The following is a 17,718-nucleotide window of genomic DNA, read 5'->3' as shown; positions in this document are numbered from 1 at the left end:
AATGTCAACAAAAATTACATCTCCCGAAAATTTGCCAAAAAAGCCCGGCGTTTATATAATGAAAAACGCTGAAGGCGAAATTATCTATATAGGTAAGGCAAAAAACCTTTTGAATAGGGTTCGTTCTTATTTCAGGGAAAAGCTGGACAGGCCAAAAACCCAAATATTGATGAGTCATTTTGACAGTCTTGAATACATTTTAACCAACTCTGAAAAGGAAGCTTTAATTTTAGAGGCCAATCTGATTAAAAAGCATCATCCACGTTACAATATTCAATTGAAGGATGATAAACGTTATCCTTATGTTAAAATAACCAATGAGAAATTCCCACGTCTGGTAATTACAAGAAATATCACTAAAAATGGGGTCTTTTATGGGCCTTTCACTGATGTGGGTTCTGTAAGAAGAACTGTTAAGTTTTTAAAGTCACTTTTTAAAATCAGAACCTGCCGTAACATGAACGGGCCATGTTTAAATTCCCAGATTGATTTATGCTATGCTCCATGTGATGGAAAAATCACTGAAGAAGAATACGCTGAAATAATTAATAAAATTGACCTATTTTTCCAGGGAAAGTATTCCGTTATTGTTAAAAATCTTAAAAAGGAAATGAAAGAAGCGGCTGAAAAAGAGGAATATGAAAAGGCGGCCGTTTTAAGAGACCAAATTGAATCAATAGAAGAAATCATGGAAAAGCAGTTTGTTGATTTGGTCGATGATGATTTGGACCAGGACGTAATAGCTATTGCAAAGGGAAAAACTGACATTTATGTTGTAATAATGCCCATTAGAAACGGAAAAATCACAGGCCGTGATGACTTTTTGATGAGCGGATCTGAGGATGATTCGACATCAGAGATTCTCTCTTCTTTCATTCAGCAGTATTACGGTTATAACAGACATGTTCCAAAACAGATTCTTTTGAGTGAGGAAATTGATGATAAGGAATTGCTTGAAGAGTGGTTAAGTGACCTTAGAGGCAATAAGGTTCATATCAAGGTTCCTCAAAAAGGCGTTAAATTAAGGCTTGTCAAGATGGCTGAAAAGAACGCTGAAATTATCCGCCATCAAAAGAAAAAACTGGAAAATTCATTAATCGAACTTAAAAAATATTTAAAGCTTGAAAAGGTGCCTCGCGTTATTGAAGGTTATGACATAAGTAACATTTCAGGCAAATTTGCAGTCGGCTCAAAGGTATCCTTTAAAGATGCAAAACCAAATAAAAAGATGTATAAACATTTTAAAATGGAAACTCCCGGACCTAATGATTTTGCAATGATGAAAGAATTGCTGACCCGCCGTTTAAAATTAATCGAAACAGACCCTGAACCTGATTTGATTGTCATTGACGGAGGTAAGGGTCAGTTGGGTATGGCATGTGACGTTTTGGATGAACTGAACTTAACCCACATCCCGATTATCGGTCTTGCAAAGGAATTCGAGGAAATCTATCTTCCAAACTCAAAAAGACCCATTATAATTCCTAAAAATAACCGGGCTCTCCATCTCCTCCAGCAGGTAAGGGATGAATCTCACCGCTTTGCCATTACATATCACAGAAAGCTTAGAAGTAAAAATATCTCTGAATCCAGTCTTGATGACATTAAAGGCATTGGCAAGAAGCGTAAAATCAATCTTTTAAAGGAATTTGGAAGTATTGAAAATATTAAAAATGCAAGTCTGGAAGAGTTAAACAATGTTGAGGGTATGAGTAAAAATTCTGCCCAAAACGTTTTCGATTACTATCATTAATGGCTAAAATTCGTCTTTTTTGGCATTAACTTTATATATAAGGACGTTAATAATTACTTTTAAAGAATTGTTAAATAGGTTTATATTATGGTAAAATGTCCAAGATGTGGTCATGACAATCTTTCGTCAACCACATATTGTGAAAACTGTTCCTATATTTTAAAAGGTTCACCTACTGGTCAAAAAAAGGGTGGATGGAAAATGGGAACAGTTAAAAAAATAGCTTTAATTATTGGAATAATTGCTATTGCGTTGATTTTATTTTCAGTTATTTATAATTTCACACAGCCTTCCAATGAAGAATCCTTAAATGTTATTGTAGCGGACTCTAATGTCCAGGAAGGCTCATCTCATCCTTACGAAGTAAAAGTGCTCTATGATGGAACATGGTATTCCAAATCAGGAGAACCATCTTCACTTCAGGAACAGTCCAATCAGGGTAATCATACATTTGATCTTGACTGTGCCGCATGGGATAAGGTTTATGTTTTAGCTGAAAAGACTGATGGTGCATCAGGTATAATGAAAGTACAACTCATAAGAAATGGTGAAGTTGTAGCTGAAAATTCAACTACTGAAGGTACTAATCAGATAACAATTAACTATCAAAGTTAATTTTCAATTTCATTAGCTTTTTGGTTCAATAATTCAACAAGTTCATCAGTTTTGTAGATTCTGATTTCTTCAGTTTCAGGTCTGAAGATTTTCATAAATGTAATCAAATCGTTGCATAACTGGTCGTATTGAATATTTAGTGTGTTAAAGTTAGACAGTAGTCCGATTAACTGGTCACGTTCTAATTTTTTATTTTCCCTAGTTACCTTTTCCATGTTTGCAAAATGTGTTTCTATTAGCAATTTGTCATTTTCTAAAGTGTCAATATATTCTTGAATTTTATTTTCACAACTCATATTTATCACTTAATAAATATTTTTAAATAGTGTCATTTATAAAAATTTGTATAATATAACGGGGCAAAAACTATGATTAAAGTTGAAAATGTAAGTAAATCATACGAATTAGATGACGGAAATTCCGTTGTAGGTCTTAAAAATGTTAGTTTTGAAGTTAAAGAAGGAGAAATACTTGGAATCATGGGAAAAAGTGGTTCAGGTAAAACTACACTTTTAAGGGCTTTAAGAGGTGTTGAACATATTGATGAAGGTAAGATTACAGTCGACACCGTAAGCGTAGATGGAGACTCCTCACAGTTTTATTATAATGAACTTAAAAAAGTAACAGCCATTCATCTTCAAAGGTCATTCGGATTATGGCCTGATACAGTTCGTGAAAACGTTTTAAGGAAATTGTATTCCCGCAGATATTTTGATGAAGGCGGAACTGATTTTGACGTTGCCGAAAGTGAATTCGGAGAAGAAGCAGACAAAATTTTGGAATTGGTGTCATTAACTCATAAAAAAGACCATTACGCTTCTGTTTTAAGTGGTGGTGAAAAACAAAGATTAATCATAGCTCGTCAACTTGCAAAACAGCCTAAAGCATTACTTTTGGATGAACCTGCAACAATGGCATGCCCTAAAACAAAACAAGAAATTCTTGATGCAGTTAAAAATATCAATAAGGAATTGAATATTACAGTAGTTTTAGTTTCTCACCTGCCTGAAGTTCAAAAATACCTTGCAGACAGAGTAATATTGATGGAAGACGGTGAAATTAAAAAAGAAGGCACTCCGGAAGAGATTACCGAAGAATTCATGAGTGGAATGGATCCTATTGTGGATATTGAAAATATTTCCACTGACGAAGACGTCATTGACGTTAAAGACATTTATAAAAGATTCTATTTACTGACCGGAGGCGAAGTTCTCCAAATTGAAGACATTAATTTCAAGGTACAGAAAGAAAATATTTTAAGTTTAATCGGTCCTAGCGGTGCTGGAAAAACGGTTCTGCTTAGAATGCTTGCAGGATTGGATGATTCAGATAAGGGGGATGTCCTCTATCAGGTTGACGGTGAATGGCATGATATTGCTATTGCCGGAATCGGACGTATGAAAATCCGTTCAAAATTAGGTTTCATGCACCAGGAATTCTCTTTGGTACATTATGCTACAGTATTTGATCAGTTAGCTACCAGATTAGGTTATAAAAATCAAAATATTGTAAAAGAAGCTCGTGCAAGGGCTGAAAGAATGGGCCTTAGTGATGAATTGCTTGATTCTCTTTATCTGCTCACAGATTTACAGGAAAATGAAGCAAGAGCCCGTCTTGAACAGGTTGGACTTGCACCGGACATTCTCGCTGACTTGTTCCCTAAATTCCCGGAAACCGCAACCCGTGAAGCGGTAAAGGATATTTTTGAAAGCCTTGACTTGGATATGGACATTTTACACAGAAAATCCTATGAACTGTCCGGTGGACAAAAGGTACGTGTAATGCTTGCATTGATATTGGTTTCAAAACCGGAATTCCTTCTTTTGGATGAACCGTTTGGAGATTTGGACCCTATCACATTAAGAACTGTTACCAATTCCCTTAAAAAGATATCCAAGAAGTATAAGATTACAATCATCATGATTTCACACAACACTGACTTCATCAAGGAACTGTCCAACAGGGCACTCTTTATGGATGACGGTAAGATAATCGATGACAGTGAGGATATGGAAAAAATAGTCGATGACTTCATTGATTTCTGTCATGCAAGCTATTTAAAAGAGGATGAATAAATGTTTGATGTTATATGTGTCCCTGTTGATGGGTCTGAATATGGATATAAGGCAGCTGATGTAGCTATTGAAATAGCTGAGAAATTTTCATCAAAAATAGCTGCCGTTCATGTTTTGGAGGAATTTTCCTTCAGCAGCTATGATTCCGAAGAGGACAGCGGTGATGCGATTTTAGCCAAGATTACCGAAAAGGCGGCCGAACACAATGTGGAAGTTATCGAACATCTGTTAACTGCTGATGCTTTAAGGGACATGAAGTTCATTGTTAATCAAACTGGGGCTGATTTGGTTGTTATTCATAGATACGGTTCTGATAATGAAAGATTTGTGTCTTTTGAAGAAAACAGTGTCAGCGATCACCAAATCGGTTCAGTTGCAGAAAGACTTTTAAGAATTTCTGATGTGCCAGTTTTATTAATTAATTAATTTATTTTTATATTTTTTTTACTTATTTTAAGATATGTGTAGTTTTTACTAAATATTTAAATAGAATAAAAACATTATTATTAATAACTAAACTTTTTAGTTTGTTTTTTAAGAAAGGAGATATTATGATAGTTAAGGAATGGTGCTCATTCTGCGGTGAATGCGCAGGAGTATGCCCGAGAAATTTAATACAAGTAAGAGAATATGCTTTAGTTTTTAATGAAGATGACTGTAAAGATTGTGACACTTGCGTTAAAGCTTGTCCAATAAACGCTTTAGAAAAGGAGGACTGATTTTATGATTGAAACTGATGTAATAGTTGTTGGTGCAGGACCTGCCGGTTCAAGTGCAGCTAAACATGCTGCCTTAGGCGGAGCAAAAGTTATTTTGATAGATAAAAAATCTGAAATTGGATCTCCAAAAAGATGTGCTGAAGGAGTTTCAATCGAAGGACTTGAAAGATTGGGAATTAAACCTAATCACCGTTGGGTTACCAAAAAAATTGAAGGTGTAAGGATACAATCCCCTGACGGAACCGATATTTGGTTAACCGAAGATCAGGTAAAACTCCCTGAAGCAGGTTACATTCTTGAACGTAAAGTATTTGATAAATATATGGCAATGGATGCTGCAAGAGCAGGTGCTGAAATCAGAGTCAAAACTTTAGTAACCGGCGTTGAAAAAATTAAAGACGGTTATATTGTTGAAACCGAATCCATGGGAAAAGAACAGACCTACAAATGTAAAATATTAATTGCTGCTGACGGTCCTGAAGGACATGTCGCAAGATGGGCAGGCCTTAAACCAGCTGCAAAAGCAAAAGAAATGGAATCCGGTGTACAATACGAAATGTGTAATGTGGAATTTGAAAAACAGGGAGTCATCGAATTCTATTTAGGTTCATGCGCACCTGGAGGTTACGTATGGATTTTCCCTAAAGGTGAAGATATTGCAAATGTCGGTTTAGCAGTTTTACCTCATAAGGCTGAAAAAACCGCAATAGAATATTTGGATGATTTCGTTGCAAACTGTCCTTATTTGAAAAATGCCCAGGCTGTTGAAATCAACGTTGGTGGAGACCCTGTCGGCGGAATGACTAAAAAACTTTATGATGATAATATTATGGTTTGTGGAGATGCAGCAGGCCAGGTTAACCCATTGACTGGTGGAGGAATTATAAGCGGAATGACTGGTGGAATGTGTGCAGGTCAGGTTGCTGCAGAAGCTATTAAAGAAGACTGTTCTAAAAAATTCTTAAAACAATATGACCAAATGGCTCACGAAGCACTGGACCATGAAATTAAAAGATATAAAAAAGTACAGGAATACTTACTCACTTTATCCGATGAAGAATTGGACAGTATTGCCCACGCATTTGAAGATGAAACTTTCGAAAAAATATCAACCACTGAAATTGTTAAAAAATTAGTTAAAATTTCACCTAAAGCTTTATTGAAACTAGGTAAATTCGTATAGGGTGTTTTAAGTGATTTTAGTTACTGGTGGAGCAGGTTATATTGGTGCACATACTGCCAAAGCATTGCATAAGGCAGGCTATGAGACTGTTGTAGTTGATAATTTGTGCAAGGGTTATGAAACCTTTGTAAAATGGGGAAACTTTGAAAACTATGATTTCGGAAGTAAAGACCTACGTGAAGTCTTTGAAAAATACGATATAGATGGAGTGTTGCACTTTGCTGCTTTTTCATCTGTTGCAGAATCTGTTGAATTTCCTCAAAAATATTTCAAAAACAATTACAAAAACACACTGAATCTCTTGCAGATTATGAGAGAATTTGGCGTTGACAAATTCATATTGTCTTCAACCGCTGCAGTTTACGGCAATCCCGAAAAAGTCCCGATTACAGAAGATCAGGAATTAAAACCTATCAATCCTTATGGTCACTCCAAATGGATTACAGAAAAGGCTTTGGAACGTGAAGCTGAAAAAGGAGACTTTAATTACGTATCCTTAAGATACTTTAATGCTGCAGGTTGTGACTTTGACTGTGAAATTGGTGAATTGCACGACCCTGAAACTCATCTGATTCCATTGGTTTTGGATGCGGCTATCGGAAAAAGGGATTCAATTTCCATATTCGGTACTGATTATGATACTCCCGACGGTACCTGTATCCGTGATTATATTCATGTTAATGATTTGGCCAGTGCCCATATTGCAGCTTATGAATATTTATGTGAAAAGAATGAGTCAAACATTTTCAATTTAGGTAATGGACAGGGATATTCTGTCCGTGAGATTATTGACATGTGTAAAAAGGTTACTGAACGTGATTTTAATGTTGAAATAGCTAATCGCCGTGAAGGTGATCCTGATATTTTAATTGCAGATGCATCCAAAATCGAAAGGGAATTGGGCTGGAAACCTAAATATGATTTGGAATGCATTGTTTCATCTGCATGGAAATGGCATCAAAAAGTAAACAGTATTTAAAAAGGTTTTATTATGGAAAACAACAACTACGGATCTAAAATTGACGTTAGAATAATCGTGTCCAATCTGGATATTGCCGGACTGGTTTCAAAGGCTGTTGACAGTGCTCAACTTGAAAGGGATTATAATGTTGTTGTTTCTTCGATAATACCTACCACTGATTTGGAACTGGCTAAAAAAGTAGCTGACGGTGCCGATATTATCCTCATAGGTGGATACGGGCAGGACGATAACTTCAACATGTTATTCAATGATTTAAAAACAGATTTTAACCATATAGGTTTATTCGATTACAATAATGTTCTGTTTGAAAGCGAAGAGGTAAATGCCGAACTTGCTCAAAAGGAAATATTGAATTCAATCATCAAGTCAACACTTTCCTATTCTTTAAATTTAATTAATATCCATACTTTAGAAAACAAACTGTTAAAACTAACACACAATTATAATAACTTGCTTGATGATTACAATAAACTTATTAAGGAAAATGAAGTATTGTCTATGGAAAACAATGATTTGCATGAAGACATCAATACTTTAAAGTCTGATTTCACCAACTTCAAAAACAGGTTTGAGGATATTCACAATAAGGATTTTCTCGAAATTTACAGGCTGGATGAATTGTGGTATGAAGTTTTCAGGCAGGATTTGGTCGATGATGAAAAGATTGTAATAGCTACAAATAAGTTCAAGCCCGATAATATTCTTGTTGGTCAGGGTTTTATTGCAGCACAATCAAAAAATCATGCTGTTGACTGGTTAAAAATTATTAAAACCGCTTTAATTTTTGTAGAAGATAATAAAGAAGAATTGGTTGAGGAATTATCTTCAAAACGTCCTACTAAACCTCCTGAAGTTCGTGAGGACTATGATTTGCCGAACACTTTTGAAAATTTCTGGGAGTAAAAACATCATTATTTTTATACTAGGTTAAAGAAAAATAATAATTGATAATTATATGGTGTTTGCAAATGCAGGGTGAGATGGAAGATAAGTGTGGTATAGTAGGAATTCATTCCAAAGACATGTCTAGGAATGTTTCTTCTTTTGTTTATTATTGTTTATATGCTTTACAGCATAGAGGTCAAGAATCCGCTGGAATAGCTACTTTTAATCAGGATAAAGGATTGAATTATTACTGCGGCATGGGTTTAATCACTGATGTTTTTAAAGATTATGAAATTAATAATCTTGATGGGAATATTGCAATTGGTCATGTAAGATACTCTACAACAGGCCAATCCAGATTAGAAAATTCTCAGCCTTTTGTTACTGATTTTGATGATGGTTTTATTGCCATGGCTCATAATGGTGATATTGTTAACTCTGGTGAATTAAGAGAAGAACTTATAAAAGACGGTTATGAATTTAAATCAGACACTGATTCTGAAGTAATCTGTTATTTGCTTAAAAAAGAACATCATGATAACAATAAAAGTATTCTTGATGCTATTGAATCTGTTTCTCGCCAGCTTGTTGGATCTTATGCATTAGTTATCCTCGTTAATGGTGATTTGTATGGTGTACGTGGCCCTATGGGCATTAAGCCGTTAGCCGTTGCAAAAAGAGGGGATGATTTTGTATTGGCTTCTGAAACTGTTGCTTTTGATGTAATCAATGCTAAATTCATAAGAGACATCGTTCCTGGTGAAGTTGTTTACTTTGAAAATGATGAAATTAAAAGCCATATGTTGGAAATAGCTGATGAAACTGACTTATCTCACTGTATGTTTGAATATGTTTACTTTGCAAGACCGGACAGTACAATAGATGGCATTAATGTTTACCAAACCAGATTAAACATTGGTAAAGAATTACATAAATTATATCCTATTGACGCTGATGTTGTCATTCCAGTACCTGATTCATCAATTCCTGCAGCTATAGGTTATTCAAGAGCTTCCGGAATTCCTTATGGTGAAGGTTTAATCAAAAACAGGTATGTTGGAAGGACATTTATTATGCCAACACAGGAAGAACGTGAGTTGGCTGTTAGACTTAAATTAAATCCTATTAAAGAAGCTATTAAAGGTAAAAAGATTATTTTAATCGATGACAGTATTGTTAGAGGAACCACATCTAAAAAATTGCTGGATTTGGTTAAAGAAGCGGAACCTGCTGAAATTCATTTCCTGGTAGGTTGTCCTCCTGTAATAGCGCCTTGTTTTTATGGAGTAGCTATGGCTACCAAAAAAGAATTGATTGCTGCTAATTTCAGTGTTGAAGAAATTAAAAAGCAGTTAGATATTGACACGTTAGGTTATATTACCTTAGATTCTCTTATAGATGCTATTGGAATGCCTGCTGAAGATTTATGTTTGGGCTGTCTGAATGAAGAGTATCCAACTGAACTTCCTGATGACATTGAGGCTGAAACCTATTATAAACCTTAAGAGATTAATATGCCTGAACTATTAGCTCCTGCCGGAAACTTCATATCACTGCGCGCTGTTTTGGAAAACGGTGCTGATGCAGTTTATTTTGGCTTGGATGAATATAATATGAGAGCGAATGCTCGAAACTTTTCTATAGATGATTTGGCTAAAATATCTGAGATTTCTGAAGAATATGGGGCGAAAACTTATTTATGTACTAACATTATTTTAAAGGAGTCCCAAATAAACGAGCTTAAAAATAATCTGGAAAAGATTTCATCTTCAGAAATTGACGGGCTTATTTTATCGGATATTGGATTAATAGAGGATACTGTATCACATGGCCTTGAAGCGCATGTAAGCGTTCAGGAAAACGTAACGAATTCACACACATTAAAGACTCTTCACAAACTCGGTGCCAAAAGGGCAATTTTATCCCGTGAACTGTCCATTAAGGAGATAACAGAAATCACCGCCAAATCTCCAATTGAAACTGAAATATTCATTCATGGGGCAATGTGCATGGCAATTTCAGGCAGATGCTTTTTAAGCTATGGCCTTTATGGAAGAAGTGCAAACTGCGGGGACTGTCTCCAGCCCTGCCGTAAAAACTGGACTTTAACCTTTGAAGAATCGCAAAATGATGCAGTTTCAAATACTTCCGATGTTGCAGATGAGTCCTTTGTCATTTCACAGTCTTATGATGACTCCTACAGAAGCAACTTCTTTTCACCAAAGGACATGTGCATGATAGAATACATTCCTGAATTGATTGAGACCGGCGTTTCATCATTTAAAATTGAAGGAAGGGCACGCAGTCCGGATTACGGTGCAATGGTAACATCCGTTTATCGTGAAGCCATTGATTCCTATTTGGATAATCCTGATGAATATGAATTCAATCCTCAATGGATGGAGGAACTTGGAAGTGTTTTCAACAGGGGATTTGACACAGGTTTTTACTTCGACATTCCCTTTGAGACCAGTGAAACCAACCAGTCCAAATACGTTAAAAAGGACATTGGTCAGGTCGTTAATTATTATAATAAAGTTAAGGTTGCAGAATTAAGGATATGGGACGATTTAAAGATTGGCGATAAAATCATGGTTCAGGGTGAAACTACCGGTTCCATTACCCATACAATTGATTCCATGCAGATTGAAGGTAAAGACGTTAAAGAGGTATCAAAAAATTCAAATGTGGGAGTTTTATTGCCTCATAAAGTTAGAAAAAATGATTTTGTTTATAAATTAATTGAGAGGTCATAGCAATGATTAAAAAAATAGCAATTTATGGAAAAGGTGGAATTGGAAAAAGTACAACTGTAGCTAACTTGTCTGCTACATGGGCCAATGAAGGTTTAAATTGCCTTGTCATAGGCTGTGATCCAAAAGCGGATACAACACGTACATTATATGGTAAAAGAATTCCGACTGTTGTCAACACTTTAAAGGACAATAGAAATCCTGAAAGGGATGACTTGGTTTTTAAAGGTTTTAAGGATATTTTATGTGTTGAAAGTGGAGGTCCCGAACCTGGTGTTGGATGTGCCGGACGTGGTGTAATCGTTGCAATGAAAAGGCTTGAAAAGATTGGCATTTTCGATGAAGACCTTGATGTTGTCGTATATGACGTATTGGGTGATGTTGTCTGCGGAGGTTTTTCCGTGCCTTTGCGTGAAAAATATGCTGATGAGGTATTGATTGTAACATCAGGCGAATATATGTCACTTTATGCTGCAAACAATATTGTCCGTGGAGTTAAAAAACTTAAAGGAAACTTAAGCGGTATTATCTGCAATTGCCGTAATGTTGAAAATGAAGAAGAAATTGTCAATGAGTTTGCTAAAAAAATAGGCACTCATGTTATTGGTACAATTCATAGAAGTAATTTGATTCAGGATGCTGAATTAGATGCAAAAACCGTTGTAGAAAAATACCCTGAAAGTGATGAGGCTGGTGAATACTTCGAGCTTGCTTCAAGTATAATGAATAATGAAAACATCTCAATTCCTGAACCTATGGATGATGAGGAATTTGAGGAATTTTTCAAATCGTTTTAGATGATTAATATGAAAAAACTTTGTATCTTTGATTTTGATGGGACATTATTCGACTCAGTAGAGGATGTTGTAATATGCTTTAATGAGGCATTGTCAGAATATGGATTTCCTACTTTAACAAGGGATGAGTATATTCCCTGTTTGGGTGGAAACATTGATGATATTGTTTCTAAAGTACTGGGAGTAAATAGTAATCCTCAAAATATAGAAAGCTTTAAGAAAACATACTTGGATTTATATGATTCCTCTAAAAAGGAAAAAACAATTCCGTTTCCAGACAGTAATGAAGTTTTAAGAAATCTTCAGGATAATGGCATATTGCTTGCTATCAATTCAAATAGACTTACTTATTCCTTGAATGAATTCGTTGAAAAATTTTTTTCTGATATTGACTTTGTAGCTATTGAAGGCCACAACATTAACTGTCCGTCCAAACCAGATCCATTTGGAGTAAAAAATATCCTCAACAAGACAAATTTAAGTTCAGATGAAGCATTCTATATTGGGGATTCCATAACCGATATTAAAACGGCTCAAAATGCTGATATGGACTGTGTAATTGTCGAATGGGGATATGGTGATGAAAAGACATTCAATCATGATTATCCATTAAAGGTCATTAATGAATTTTCACAATTATATGAACTGTTTTGATTATTTTTTAAAAAAGGAGAAGAAAAATTATAATTTTTTCTTCTATCGATATTCGTGTTTAAAGTTAGCATCATATAACTTGGAAGGAGTGAAATCACCTGGGTCTAAGACATCTCCAACTACAATCATTGCAGTCTTTGTTATATTTGCTTCTTTAACTTTACCTGCAATATCCTTTAAGGTTCCTCTGATTATTTCCTGGTCCGGCCAGGTAGCCTTTTTGACTACTGCAACAGGGGTGTCTTCAGTGTAGCCTTCAAGAAGTTCATCAACAACCTTGTCAATCATTGATATTCCGAGGAATATGCACATGGTCGCATTATGCTTTGAAAAGCTTCTGATACTTTCAAGCTCTTTTTTAGGAGTTCTTCCTGCAGGGCGTGTAATGATAACACTTTGTGAAACTTCAGGTATTGTCAGTTCCGCTTCAAGGACACTTGCCGTTCCAAATAGTGAACTTACGCCCGGAATAATGTCATATTCAATATTGAGTTTTTTCAACTCACGAATCTGTTCGCCAATAGCTCCGTAAATTGCAGGGTCTCCGGTATGAACACGTGCAACAAGTTTATCTTCTTCAATTGCCTTTGCCATAATGTCAATAGTTTCTTCGAGATTTAAATAAGCGCTGTTGTGAACATCACAATCTTCTTTTCTTGGAGCCAACACATCTTTGTTAACAAGGGAACCTGCATAAATAATAACGTCTGCCTTTTCGATAACTTTTCTTCCTTTAACAGTTATCAAATCAGGGTCACCAGGACCGGCTCCAATAAAAATAACTTTAGCTGTCATAAATAGTATTTTATTTAATCTAGTATATAATTATTAACCGGCACAGTATAACCTAATAAAAGCAATATTGCTTTTAAAAATGAGTAAACTTTATTAATTTCAAAGATAATTTAAAATTATGGACAATCAAGGTTTTATATCTGTGGAATTTTTATTTTCACTATTTATAATATTAATAGTGGCCGCTGGTTTACTTGTTTATTCTCAAAATACAATTAATTCAACTTTGAATATCGAATCTGACCTTAACCACAGGCTGATTTTAGATAATGTGGCAAATACAATAAATCAGGTAGATTCTCAGGGAGAATTCTATTCGAAATATGTGAAATTGCCTGTAACCGATAAGAATTATGTATTGAAATTGGAAAAGAATAAACTAACGATTGAATATGACAATAAAAAAGGAGAAACGATTGTTCCTTTCATTGATCCATATTCAACATATAAAATGTATCCGGGCCACATTTATGAAATTGAAAAAACGCATGAAGGGAAAATACTGATAAAATGAAATTGGAAAATAATGGACAGGCCAGTGCTGAGTATTTGCTGCTCTTTGGAGTGCTTATTGTAATTTTAATGATTTCAATATCATTCATAGCATCACAGAATGAATTGACGATGGCAATGGCAGCTGCAAAAAACGGCGTTAACGATGGAAGTCTTTATGCATCAAGTGCCATTTATCCGTCAGATACCTATAATGAATACTCCAGGGCAAATTATGAACTTTTAATTCCGTCTTCGGTTGAAATAGTTAATGTCAGCTATGTCAATATGGGATATGATTCCAATTTTGAAAAGGAAAAAATCCAGTTTAAGGTTTATGCCCACTCTTCAAAAGACTTGAGTAAAAAGGAACTGGATTCAATAGGGGATAGAATTAATTATAACTTAAGAAAGTCAGTTGCCTTAACTTTTGAGTCAACAAAAGCAACCAATAAACTCTACAATCCCGTCTTTTCCAATCATTATATTTTTACAACAGCAAATGTTAAGTGGGTTTGAAGCCTATAATTATATAGGTGAAAAAATGGAAGATAGATTTGAAAAAGGAATGGGTGTATTGAAAATAACCAATGAAGTAACAGTAGAAAATCTTTTCAAAGAACTTGAAGATATAGCGCCAGATTTAGGTCGTTTTGTTGTTGAGTTTCCATACTCTGAAATATATACAAGAGAAGAAGTGGATTTGAAAACCCGTGAGCTATGTACTGTTGCAGCATTAACTACACTTGGAACGATCCCACAACTGAAAGATCATATTAATGCAGCTTTGGCAGTAGGAAACACTCCTCGTGAAATTGTAGAAATCATAATGCAGATGTCTGCTTATGCAGGTTTTCCAAAAGCAATCAATGGCGTAATGGCTGCAAAAGAAGTCTTTAAAGAAAAAGATTTGCTTCCGGTGGAATGATGTATTCGGAAGATGAAAAGAATAAACTGATGGAAGAACTAAAGGAAATGGAATCTTTGAAGGTGGATACCGGAGACGAAGGTAAAATTCTTCAAAATGATTTAATTGACTTTATAGTTAACGGCAACGGGGACAAAGAGGATTTAATATTCAGAATCGAACTGTTTACTTATGCTTTCAAACTCTTTTCAAGAAAGGAAGTCAAGTTTGAAAAAAACCAGTTTTTTGTATATCTTAATGATTCAATTTTGGATTTTGAAAAAATCGATTTGATAAAAAAGGATTTGGATAAATTTGAATTGGTGATAGAAGCGGTTAAGGATAATGGCGAAGTATTAATTAATTTGAATTTCACTTACCATTATTAGATTTTAAAAACTTTTCGGGCATTGTTGGTAGTTATTCTATCAACAGTTTCCAAATCTTCATTTTGAATTTCAGCTATTTTTTTAACAGCATTAACCACATTTGCAGGTTCATTTCTCTCTTCTTTAGTCATGGCAAGATAAGGGCTGTCGGTTTCAGTCAGAACATGGTCAAGAGAAATGTTTTCTATTAAATCCTGATGTGCTTTTGAATAGCACAGCATTGTAGAAAAGCTCATAAAGTAATTGTCCCTTTCCATTATGCGTCTTGCGGTTTTCATGCTTCCGCTGTAGCAGTGAAATATTACATAAGGAATGTCATCATAATCCAGAACGATATTGAGTGCTTTTTTTTCACAGTCCCTTACGTGCATGAGCAGCGGAACTTTATATTCATTGGCTATTTCTATAAAGCTTAAAAAGATTTCTCTTTGTTTTTCTCTTAAAGCTTTGTCCTTAACATAAAAATAATCCATTCCGACTTCGCCGATTGCAGTAATATTGTCTATATTTTCAATTAAATGCTCATGTGCAAGTTTCAATTCTTCGTCGCTGCAGTTCTGTGAAGAAACTGGGTGATAACCGAATGAGGGGTAAATAAAACCTTCATGTTTGGAGCATAAATCCAGAACGCCCTGATTGCTTTCATAACCTATGCCGGATACAATAACCGCATCAAGTTTGTCCTGTGCTCTTTTAATGATTTCGTCACGGTCCTTATCGTATTCTTCAAAATCAATATGGCAATGTGTATCAATCATTTTCTATACTCCGAATCTGCGTTCTCTAGCCTGATATGATCTTATTGCTCTTAAAAAGTCGACTTTTCTTAGCTCAGGCCATAATGTTTCACAGAAATATAATTCTGAATATGATGATTGCCATAAGAGGAATCCGCTTAGACGTTCTTCACCGCTGGTTCTTATGATGAGGTTAGGGTCATCAATTCCTCCGGTGTATAGGTTTTTACTTACCAATTCTTCATCAACGTCATCTACTGTGATTTTTCCTTCCTGAACATCATTAATAATCTTTTTAAATGAGTCAATAATTTCCAGTCTTCCATCATAACCGATAGCTAAATTAAAGAAACGTTTGTTGTAATGTTTGGTTGCTTCTTCTGCTTCTCGTATTGCTTCTTTTACATCATCTGGAAGTAATTCTGTTCTTCCAACAACTTTTACCTTAACTTCGTTTTTATGTATTTTTTCATGATCGACCAGTCTTTTGAAGTTAAAAATGAATAGTTTCATCAGTCCTTCCACTTCTTTTTCAGGTCTGTTAAAGTTTTCTGTTGAAAATGCATATGCTGTAATGATTTCTATTCCAAGTTCAATACTCCAGTCCAAAACCTTTTCTAAAGTATCTGCTCCAAGTTCATGTCCTTTAATAACATCAGTATTTCCTTGAAGCCTAGCATATCGTCTATTACCGTCCATAATGATAGCGACATGTTTTGGCATTTTATCAGGGTCCAAATCCCTTGATATATACCAGTCATATAGTCTATAAATTATATTCTCGCCCATTATAATTACCCGAAGTTTTTATTAATTTAATGTTTGTATTTTAATCTTATTAAATATTGGCTAATTTGTGTGCTAATTTTAGACTTCTTAAATATCCTTCAACATTCTGGTCTCGACTTGTATCGATATAAACACCGTCAATTCCGAATGTCACTGCCCCACAGCTTGGCCAGGAATTAACTAAAACAAGTGTTCTAAAAATAATATTTCCAATAATTCCGTCAGGAGCTATAATGACATTGCAGTTATCTTTTATGGCCTGTTCAATCAGTATATAATGGTTTATCACTTCAAAATCAGTATTTTTTCTAATCATTTCCGTTAATTTTTCGCTGTCATCTATGGATTTGGATATTTCATCACTTCTTCCGTAATCTCCTTTTCTTCCGCAGGCCATAACTGCTATTTTAGGTTTTTTTGATTGTTTCTTAAGAAATTCTGCGCAGTGAACTGCTATTTTTAATTTATCATCAAGTGTCGTTCCCTCATCGATTCCAACAGGAGTCAGTAAGAATTCGACATCGCTGCCGTTAATATATGTGGCTCTTGAAATGTCTCTGAATTTGCTTTTCAGCTCTTTCATAACACTTGATGCAGGCAGTGATCCTCTTATTACCGCATCAACATTATTGTTTAATATTGCATTGACTAATTCATCATCATTATCAACCAATGTTATTTCAACATTTTTATTTTCCTTTTTAAAGGCTTCACATGCCTTTAAAATATTTTTATTTTCTCCAAGTCCTACTGTAATATTTGTCATTGTTATTATTTGTGCCTAAAATATTATTTATATATATTTAAAATTATCTTTTAATTTTGTTTTATTATTATTGAACATTTTTAGGCATTATATGTCATATTATTGACAGTGTATAATAAGTTTAAATACTATGATGATTAATATTAATATTATGGAAGAGGAAGAAATTTTGGATACATTAGGTTATGTGATGGCTTCAACATATAGACTTGCTGTATTAGAATATATTGGAAAAGGTGTTAAAATACCATCGGACATTGCAAGAACAATAGGTGTTAGGACTAACCACATATCAAATGTTTTATCTGATTTAAAAGAACATGGTTTGGTTGTTTGTTTAAATGAGAATGCTCATAAGGGCAGATTATATAAAAATACGGAATTATCTTTGGAAGTTTTAAAATATTTAAAAGAAATGAATGAATAA

General features: G+C 34.6%; 22 protein-coding genes. 17 read left to right on the top strand and 5 right to left on the bottom strand.

From position 1 onward, the window contains the following. Position 1 precedes the first annotated feature (1 nt). Both uvrC and ACKI44_RS05890 read left to right on the top strand, forming a co-directional pair. On the top strand, positions 2–1,753 hold the full coding sequence (gene uvrC / locus ACKI44_RS05895) for an excinuclease ABC subunit UvrC (protein ID WP_407422478.1): 1,752 nt from the start codon (positions 2–4) through the stop codon (positions 1,751–1,753). Positions 1,754–1,840: 87 nt separating this feature from the next. Then, complete coding sequence (locus ACKI44_RS05890) at positions 1,841–2,368, top strand: zinc ribbon domain-containing protein (RefSeq protein ID WP_407422476.1); 528 nt, start codon at positions 1,841–1,843, stop codon at positions 2,366–2,368. Here the strand turns inward: ACKI44_RS05890 and ACKI44_RS05885 are convergent. Then, on the bottom strand, positions 2,365–2,664 hold the full coding sequence (locus ACKI44_RS05885; RefSeq protein WP_407422474.1) for a hypothetical protein: 300 nt from the start codon (positions 2,662–2,664) through the stop codon (positions 2,365–2,367). The two genes, ACKI44_RS05890 and ACKI44_RS05885, sit on opposite strands and share 4 nt — an antisense overlap. 72 nt (positions 2,665–2,736) lie before the next feature. Between ACKI44_RS05885 and ACKI44_RS05880 the strand changes: the two genes are divergently transcribed. From ACKI44_RS05880 to ACKI44_RS05835, 10 genes are all read left to right on the top strand, one after another. Beyond that, positions 2,737–4,443, top strand: a complete 1,707-nt coding sequence (locus ACKI44_RS05880) for an ATP-binding cassette domain-containing protein (protein WP_407422472.1) — start codon at positions 2,737–2,739, stop codon at positions 4,441–4,443. After that, complete coding sequence (locus ACKI44_RS05875) at positions 4,444–4,869, top strand: universal stress protein (protein WP_407422470.1); 426 nt, start codon at positions 4,444–4,446, stop codon at positions 4,867–4,869. A 125-nt stretch (positions 4,870–4,994) separates the two neighbouring features. Further along, positions 4,995–5,162, top strand: a complete 168-nt coding sequence (locus ACKI44_RS05870) for a 4Fe-4S binding protein (RefSeq protein ID WP_303735777.1) — start codon at positions 4,995–4,997, stop codon at positions 5,160–5,162. Between the two features lie 4 nt (positions 5,163–5,166). Beyond that, positions 5,167–6,345, top strand: a complete 1,179-nt coding sequence (locus tag ACKI44_RS05865; protein WP_407422468.1) for an NAD(P)/FAD-dependent oxidoreductase — start codon at positions 5,167–5,169, stop codon at positions 6,343–6,345. Positions 6,346–6,355: 10 nt separating this feature from the next. Further along, positions 6,356–7,324, top strand: a complete 969-nt coding sequence (gene galE, locus ACKI44_RS05860) for a UDP-glucose 4-epimerase GalE (protein WP_407422466.1) — start codon at positions 6,356–6,358, stop codon at positions 7,322–7,324. A gap of 12 nt (positions 7,325–7,336) precedes the next feature. Further along, positions 7,337–8,230, top strand: a complete 894-nt coding sequence (locus ACKI44_RS05855; RefSeq protein WP_407422464.1) for a hypothetical protein — start codon at positions 7,337–7,339, stop codon at positions 8,228–8,230. A gap of 65 nt (positions 8,231–8,295) precedes the next feature. Continuing rightward, a complete protein-coding gene (gene purF / locus ACKI44_RS05850; protein WP_407422462.1) occupies positions 8,296–9,717 on the top strand; it encodes an amidophosphoribosyltransferase in 1,422 nt (473 codons plus the stop codon). A gap of 9 nt (positions 9,718–9,726) precedes the next feature. After that, on the top strand, positions 9,727–10,968 hold the full coding sequence (locus tag ACKI44_RS05845; RefSeq protein ID WP_407422460.1) for a peptidase U32 family protein: 1,242 nt from the start codon (positions 9,727–9,729) through the stop codon (positions 10,966–10,968). A gap of 2 nt (positions 10,969–10,970) precedes the next feature. After that, the gene (gene cfbC / locus ACKI44_RS05840; protein ID WP_407422458.1) at positions 10,971–11,762 is read left to right on the top strand and encodes a Ni-sirohydrochlorin a,c-diamide reductive cyclase ATP-dependent reductase subunit; all 792 of its coding nucleotides are present in this window, start codon (positions 10,971–10,973) and stop codon (positions 11,760–11,762) included. Between the two features lie 9 nt (positions 11,763–11,771). Next, on the top strand, positions 11,772–12,416 hold the full coding sequence (locus tag ACKI44_RS05835) for an HAD family hydrolase (RefSeq protein WP_407422456.1): 645 nt from the start codon (positions 11,772–11,774) through the stop codon (positions 12,414–12,416). A 42-nt stretch (positions 12,417–12,458) separates the two neighbouring features. On the opposite strand, the gene cobM is transcribed toward ACKI44_RS05835, so the two are convergent. Next, complete coding sequence (cobM, locus tag ACKI44_RS05830) at positions 12,459–13,211, bottom strand: precorrin-4 C(11)-methyltransferase (protein WP_407422454.1); 753 nt, start codon at positions 13,209–13,211, stop codon at positions 12,459–12,461. Between the two features lie 118 nt (positions 13,212–13,329). Between cobM and ACKI44_RS05825 the strand changes: the two genes are divergently transcribed. Genes ACKI44_RS05825 through ACKI44_RS05810 form a run of 4 tightly spaced genes read left to right on the top strand, consistent with a single transcriptional unit; the run spans position 13,330 to position 14,999 of the window. After that, positions 13,330–13,725: a hypothetical protein gene (locus tag ACKI44_RS05825; RefSeq protein WP_407422452.1), complete on the top strand. Its 396-nt coding sequence runs from the start codon at positions 13,330–13,332 to the stop codon at positions 13,723–13,725. Beyond that, positions 13,722–14,222: a class III signal peptide-containing protein gene (locus ACKI44_RS05820; protein ID WP_407422450.1), complete on the top strand. Its 501-nt coding sequence runs from the start codon at positions 13,722–13,724 to the stop codon at positions 14,220–14,222. Before ACKI44_RS05825 ends, ACKI44_RS05820 begins: the two co-directional genes overlap by 4 nt. Before the next feature lie 25 nt (positions 14,223–14,247). Then, a complete protein-coding gene (locus tag ACKI44_RS05815) occupies positions 14,248–14,631 on the top strand; it encodes a carboxymuconolactone decarboxylase family protein (RefSeq protein WP_303735788.1) in 384 nt (127 codons plus the stop codon). Further along, complete coding sequence (locus ACKI44_RS05810; protein ID WP_407422448.1) at positions 14,631–14,999, top strand: hypothetical protein; 369 nt, start codon at positions 14,631–14,633, stop codon at positions 14,997–14,999. Before ACKI44_RS05815 ends, ACKI44_RS05810 begins: the two co-directional genes overlap by 1 nt. On the opposite strand, the gene ACKI44_RS05805 is transcribed toward ACKI44_RS05810, so the two are convergent. From ACKI44_RS05805 to mtxX, 3 genes are read right to left on the bottom strand one after another with little or no spacing between them, the layout of a single operon-like run. Next, on the bottom strand, positions 14,996–15,757 hold the full coding sequence (locus ACKI44_RS05805; protein WP_407422446.1) for a TatD family hydrolase: 762 nt from the start codon (positions 15,755–15,757) through the stop codon (positions 14,996–14,998). The two genes, ACKI44_RS05810 and ACKI44_RS05805, sit on opposite strands and share 4 nt — an antisense overlap. 3 nt (positions 15,758–15,760) lie before the next feature. Then, positions 15,761–16,525, bottom strand: a complete 765-nt coding sequence (gene uppS / locus ACKI44_RS05800) for a polyprenyl diphosphate synthase (RefSeq protein WP_407422444.1) — start codon at positions 16,523–16,525, stop codon at positions 15,761–15,763. Positions 16,526–16,574: 49 nt separating this feature from the next. After that, entirely contained in the window at positions 16,575–17,291 is a 717-nt protein-coding gene (gene mtxX, locus ACKI44_RS05795; RefSeq protein WP_407422442.1) for a methanogenesis marker protein Mmp4/MtxX, read from the bottom strand. A gap of 151 nt (positions 17,292–17,442) precedes the next feature. Here mtxX and ACKI44_RS05790 point away from each other — a divergent pair, with 151 nt between their 5' ends. Continuing rightward, positions 17,443–17,718: a transcriptional regulator gene (locus ACKI44_RS05790; RefSeq protein WP_407422440.1), complete on the top strand. Its 276-nt coding sequence runs from the start codon at positions 17,443–17,445 to the stop codon at positions 17,716–17,718.

Source organism: Methanobrevibacter sp. (assembly GCF_045646205.1).
Classification (GTDB): Archaea; Methanobacteriota; Methanobacteria; order Methanobacteriales; family Methanobacteriaceae; genus Methanocatella.
The sequence above is the reverse complement of the archived record's forward strand: the minus strand, read 5'-3'. Positions and strand labels throughout refer to the sequence as shown.

Excerpts from the sequence above, each read along its gene's own strand:
- ACKI44_RS05805 (WP_407422446.1), bottom strand. The coding sequence starts at position 15,757 with ATGATTGATACACATTGCCATATTGATTTTGAAGAATACGATAAGGAC.
- mtxX (WP_407422442.1), bottom strand. The coding sequence starts at position 17,291 with ATGACAAATATTACAGTAGGACTTGGAGAAAATAAAAATATTTTAAAG.
- uppS (WP_407422444.1), bottom strand. The coding sequence starts at position 16,525 with ATGGGCGAGAATATAATTTATAGACTATATGACTGGTATATATCAAGG.
- ACKI44_RS05865 (WP_407422468.1), top strand. The coding sequence starts at position 5,167 with ATGATTGAAACTGATGTAATAGTTGTTGGTGCAGGACCTGCCGGTTCA.
- ACKI44_RS05855 (WP_407422464.1), top strand. The coding sequence starts at position 7,337 with ATGGAAAACAACAACTACGGATCTAAAATTGACGTTAGAATAATCGTG.
- ACKI44_RS05845 (WP_407422460.1), top strand. The coding sequence starts at position 9,727 with ATGCCTGAACTATTAGCTCCTGCCGGAAACTTCATATCACTGCGCGCT.
- ACKI44_RS05820 (WP_407422450.1), top strand. The coding sequence starts at position 13,722 with ATGAAATTGGAAAATAATGGACAGGCCAGTGCTGAGTATTTGCTGCTC.
- ACKI44_RS05810 (WP_407422448.1), top strand. The coding sequence starts at position 14,631 with ATGTATTCGGAAGATGAAAAGAATAAACTGATGGAAGAACTAAAGGAA.
- ACKI44_RS05885 (WP_407422474.1), bottom strand. The coding sequence starts at position 2,664 with ATGAGTTGTGAAAATAAAATTCAAGAATATATTGACACTTTAGAAAAT.
- cobM (WP_407422454.1), bottom strand. The coding sequence starts at position 13,211 with ATGACAGCTAAAGTTATTTTTATTGGAGCCGGTCCTGGTGACCCTGAT.
- uvrC (WP_407422478.1), top strand. The coding sequence starts at position 2 with ATGTCAACAAAAATTACATCTCCCGAAAATTTGCCAAAAAAGCCCGGC.
- ACKI44_RS05880 (WP_407422472.1), top strand. The coding sequence starts at position 2,737 with ATGATTAAAGTTGAAAATGTAAGTAAATCATACGAATTAGATGACGGA.
- ACKI44_RS05815 (WP_303735788.1), top strand. The coding sequence starts at position 14,248 with ATGGAAGATAGATTTGAAAAAGGAATGGGTGTATTGAAAATAACCAAT.
- ACKI44_RS05835 (WP_407422456.1), top strand. The coding sequence starts at position 11,772 with ATGAAAAAACTTTGTATCTTTGATTTTGATGGGACATTATTCGACTCA.
- cfbC (WP_407422458.1), top strand. The coding sequence starts at position 10,971 with ATGATTAAAAAAATAGCAATTTATGGAAAAGGTGGAATTGGAAAAAGT.
- ACKI44_RS05790 (WP_407422440.1), top strand. The coding sequence starts at position 17,443 with ATGGAAGAGGAAGAAATTTTGGATACATTAGGTTATGTGATGGCTTCA.
- ACKI44_RS05890 (WP_407422476.1), top strand. The coding sequence starts at position 1,841 with ATGGTAAAATGTCCAAGATGTGGTCATGACAATCTTTCGTCAACCACA.
- ACKI44_RS05870 (WP_303735777.1), top strand. The coding sequence starts at position 4,995 with ATGATAGTTAAGGAATGGTGCTCATTCTGCGGTGAATGCGCAGGAGTA.
- ACKI44_RS05825 (WP_407422452.1), top strand. The coding sequence starts at position 13,330 with ATGGACAATCAAGGTTTTATATCTGTGGAATTTTTATTTTCACTATTT.
- purF (WP_407422462.1), top strand. The coding sequence starts at position 8,296 with ATGCAGGGTGAGATGGAAGATAAGTGTGGTATAGTAGGAATTCATTCC.
- ACKI44_RS05875 (WP_407422470.1), top strand. The coding sequence starts at position 4,444 with ATGTTTGATGTTATATGTGTCCCTGTTGATGGGTCTGAATATGGATAT.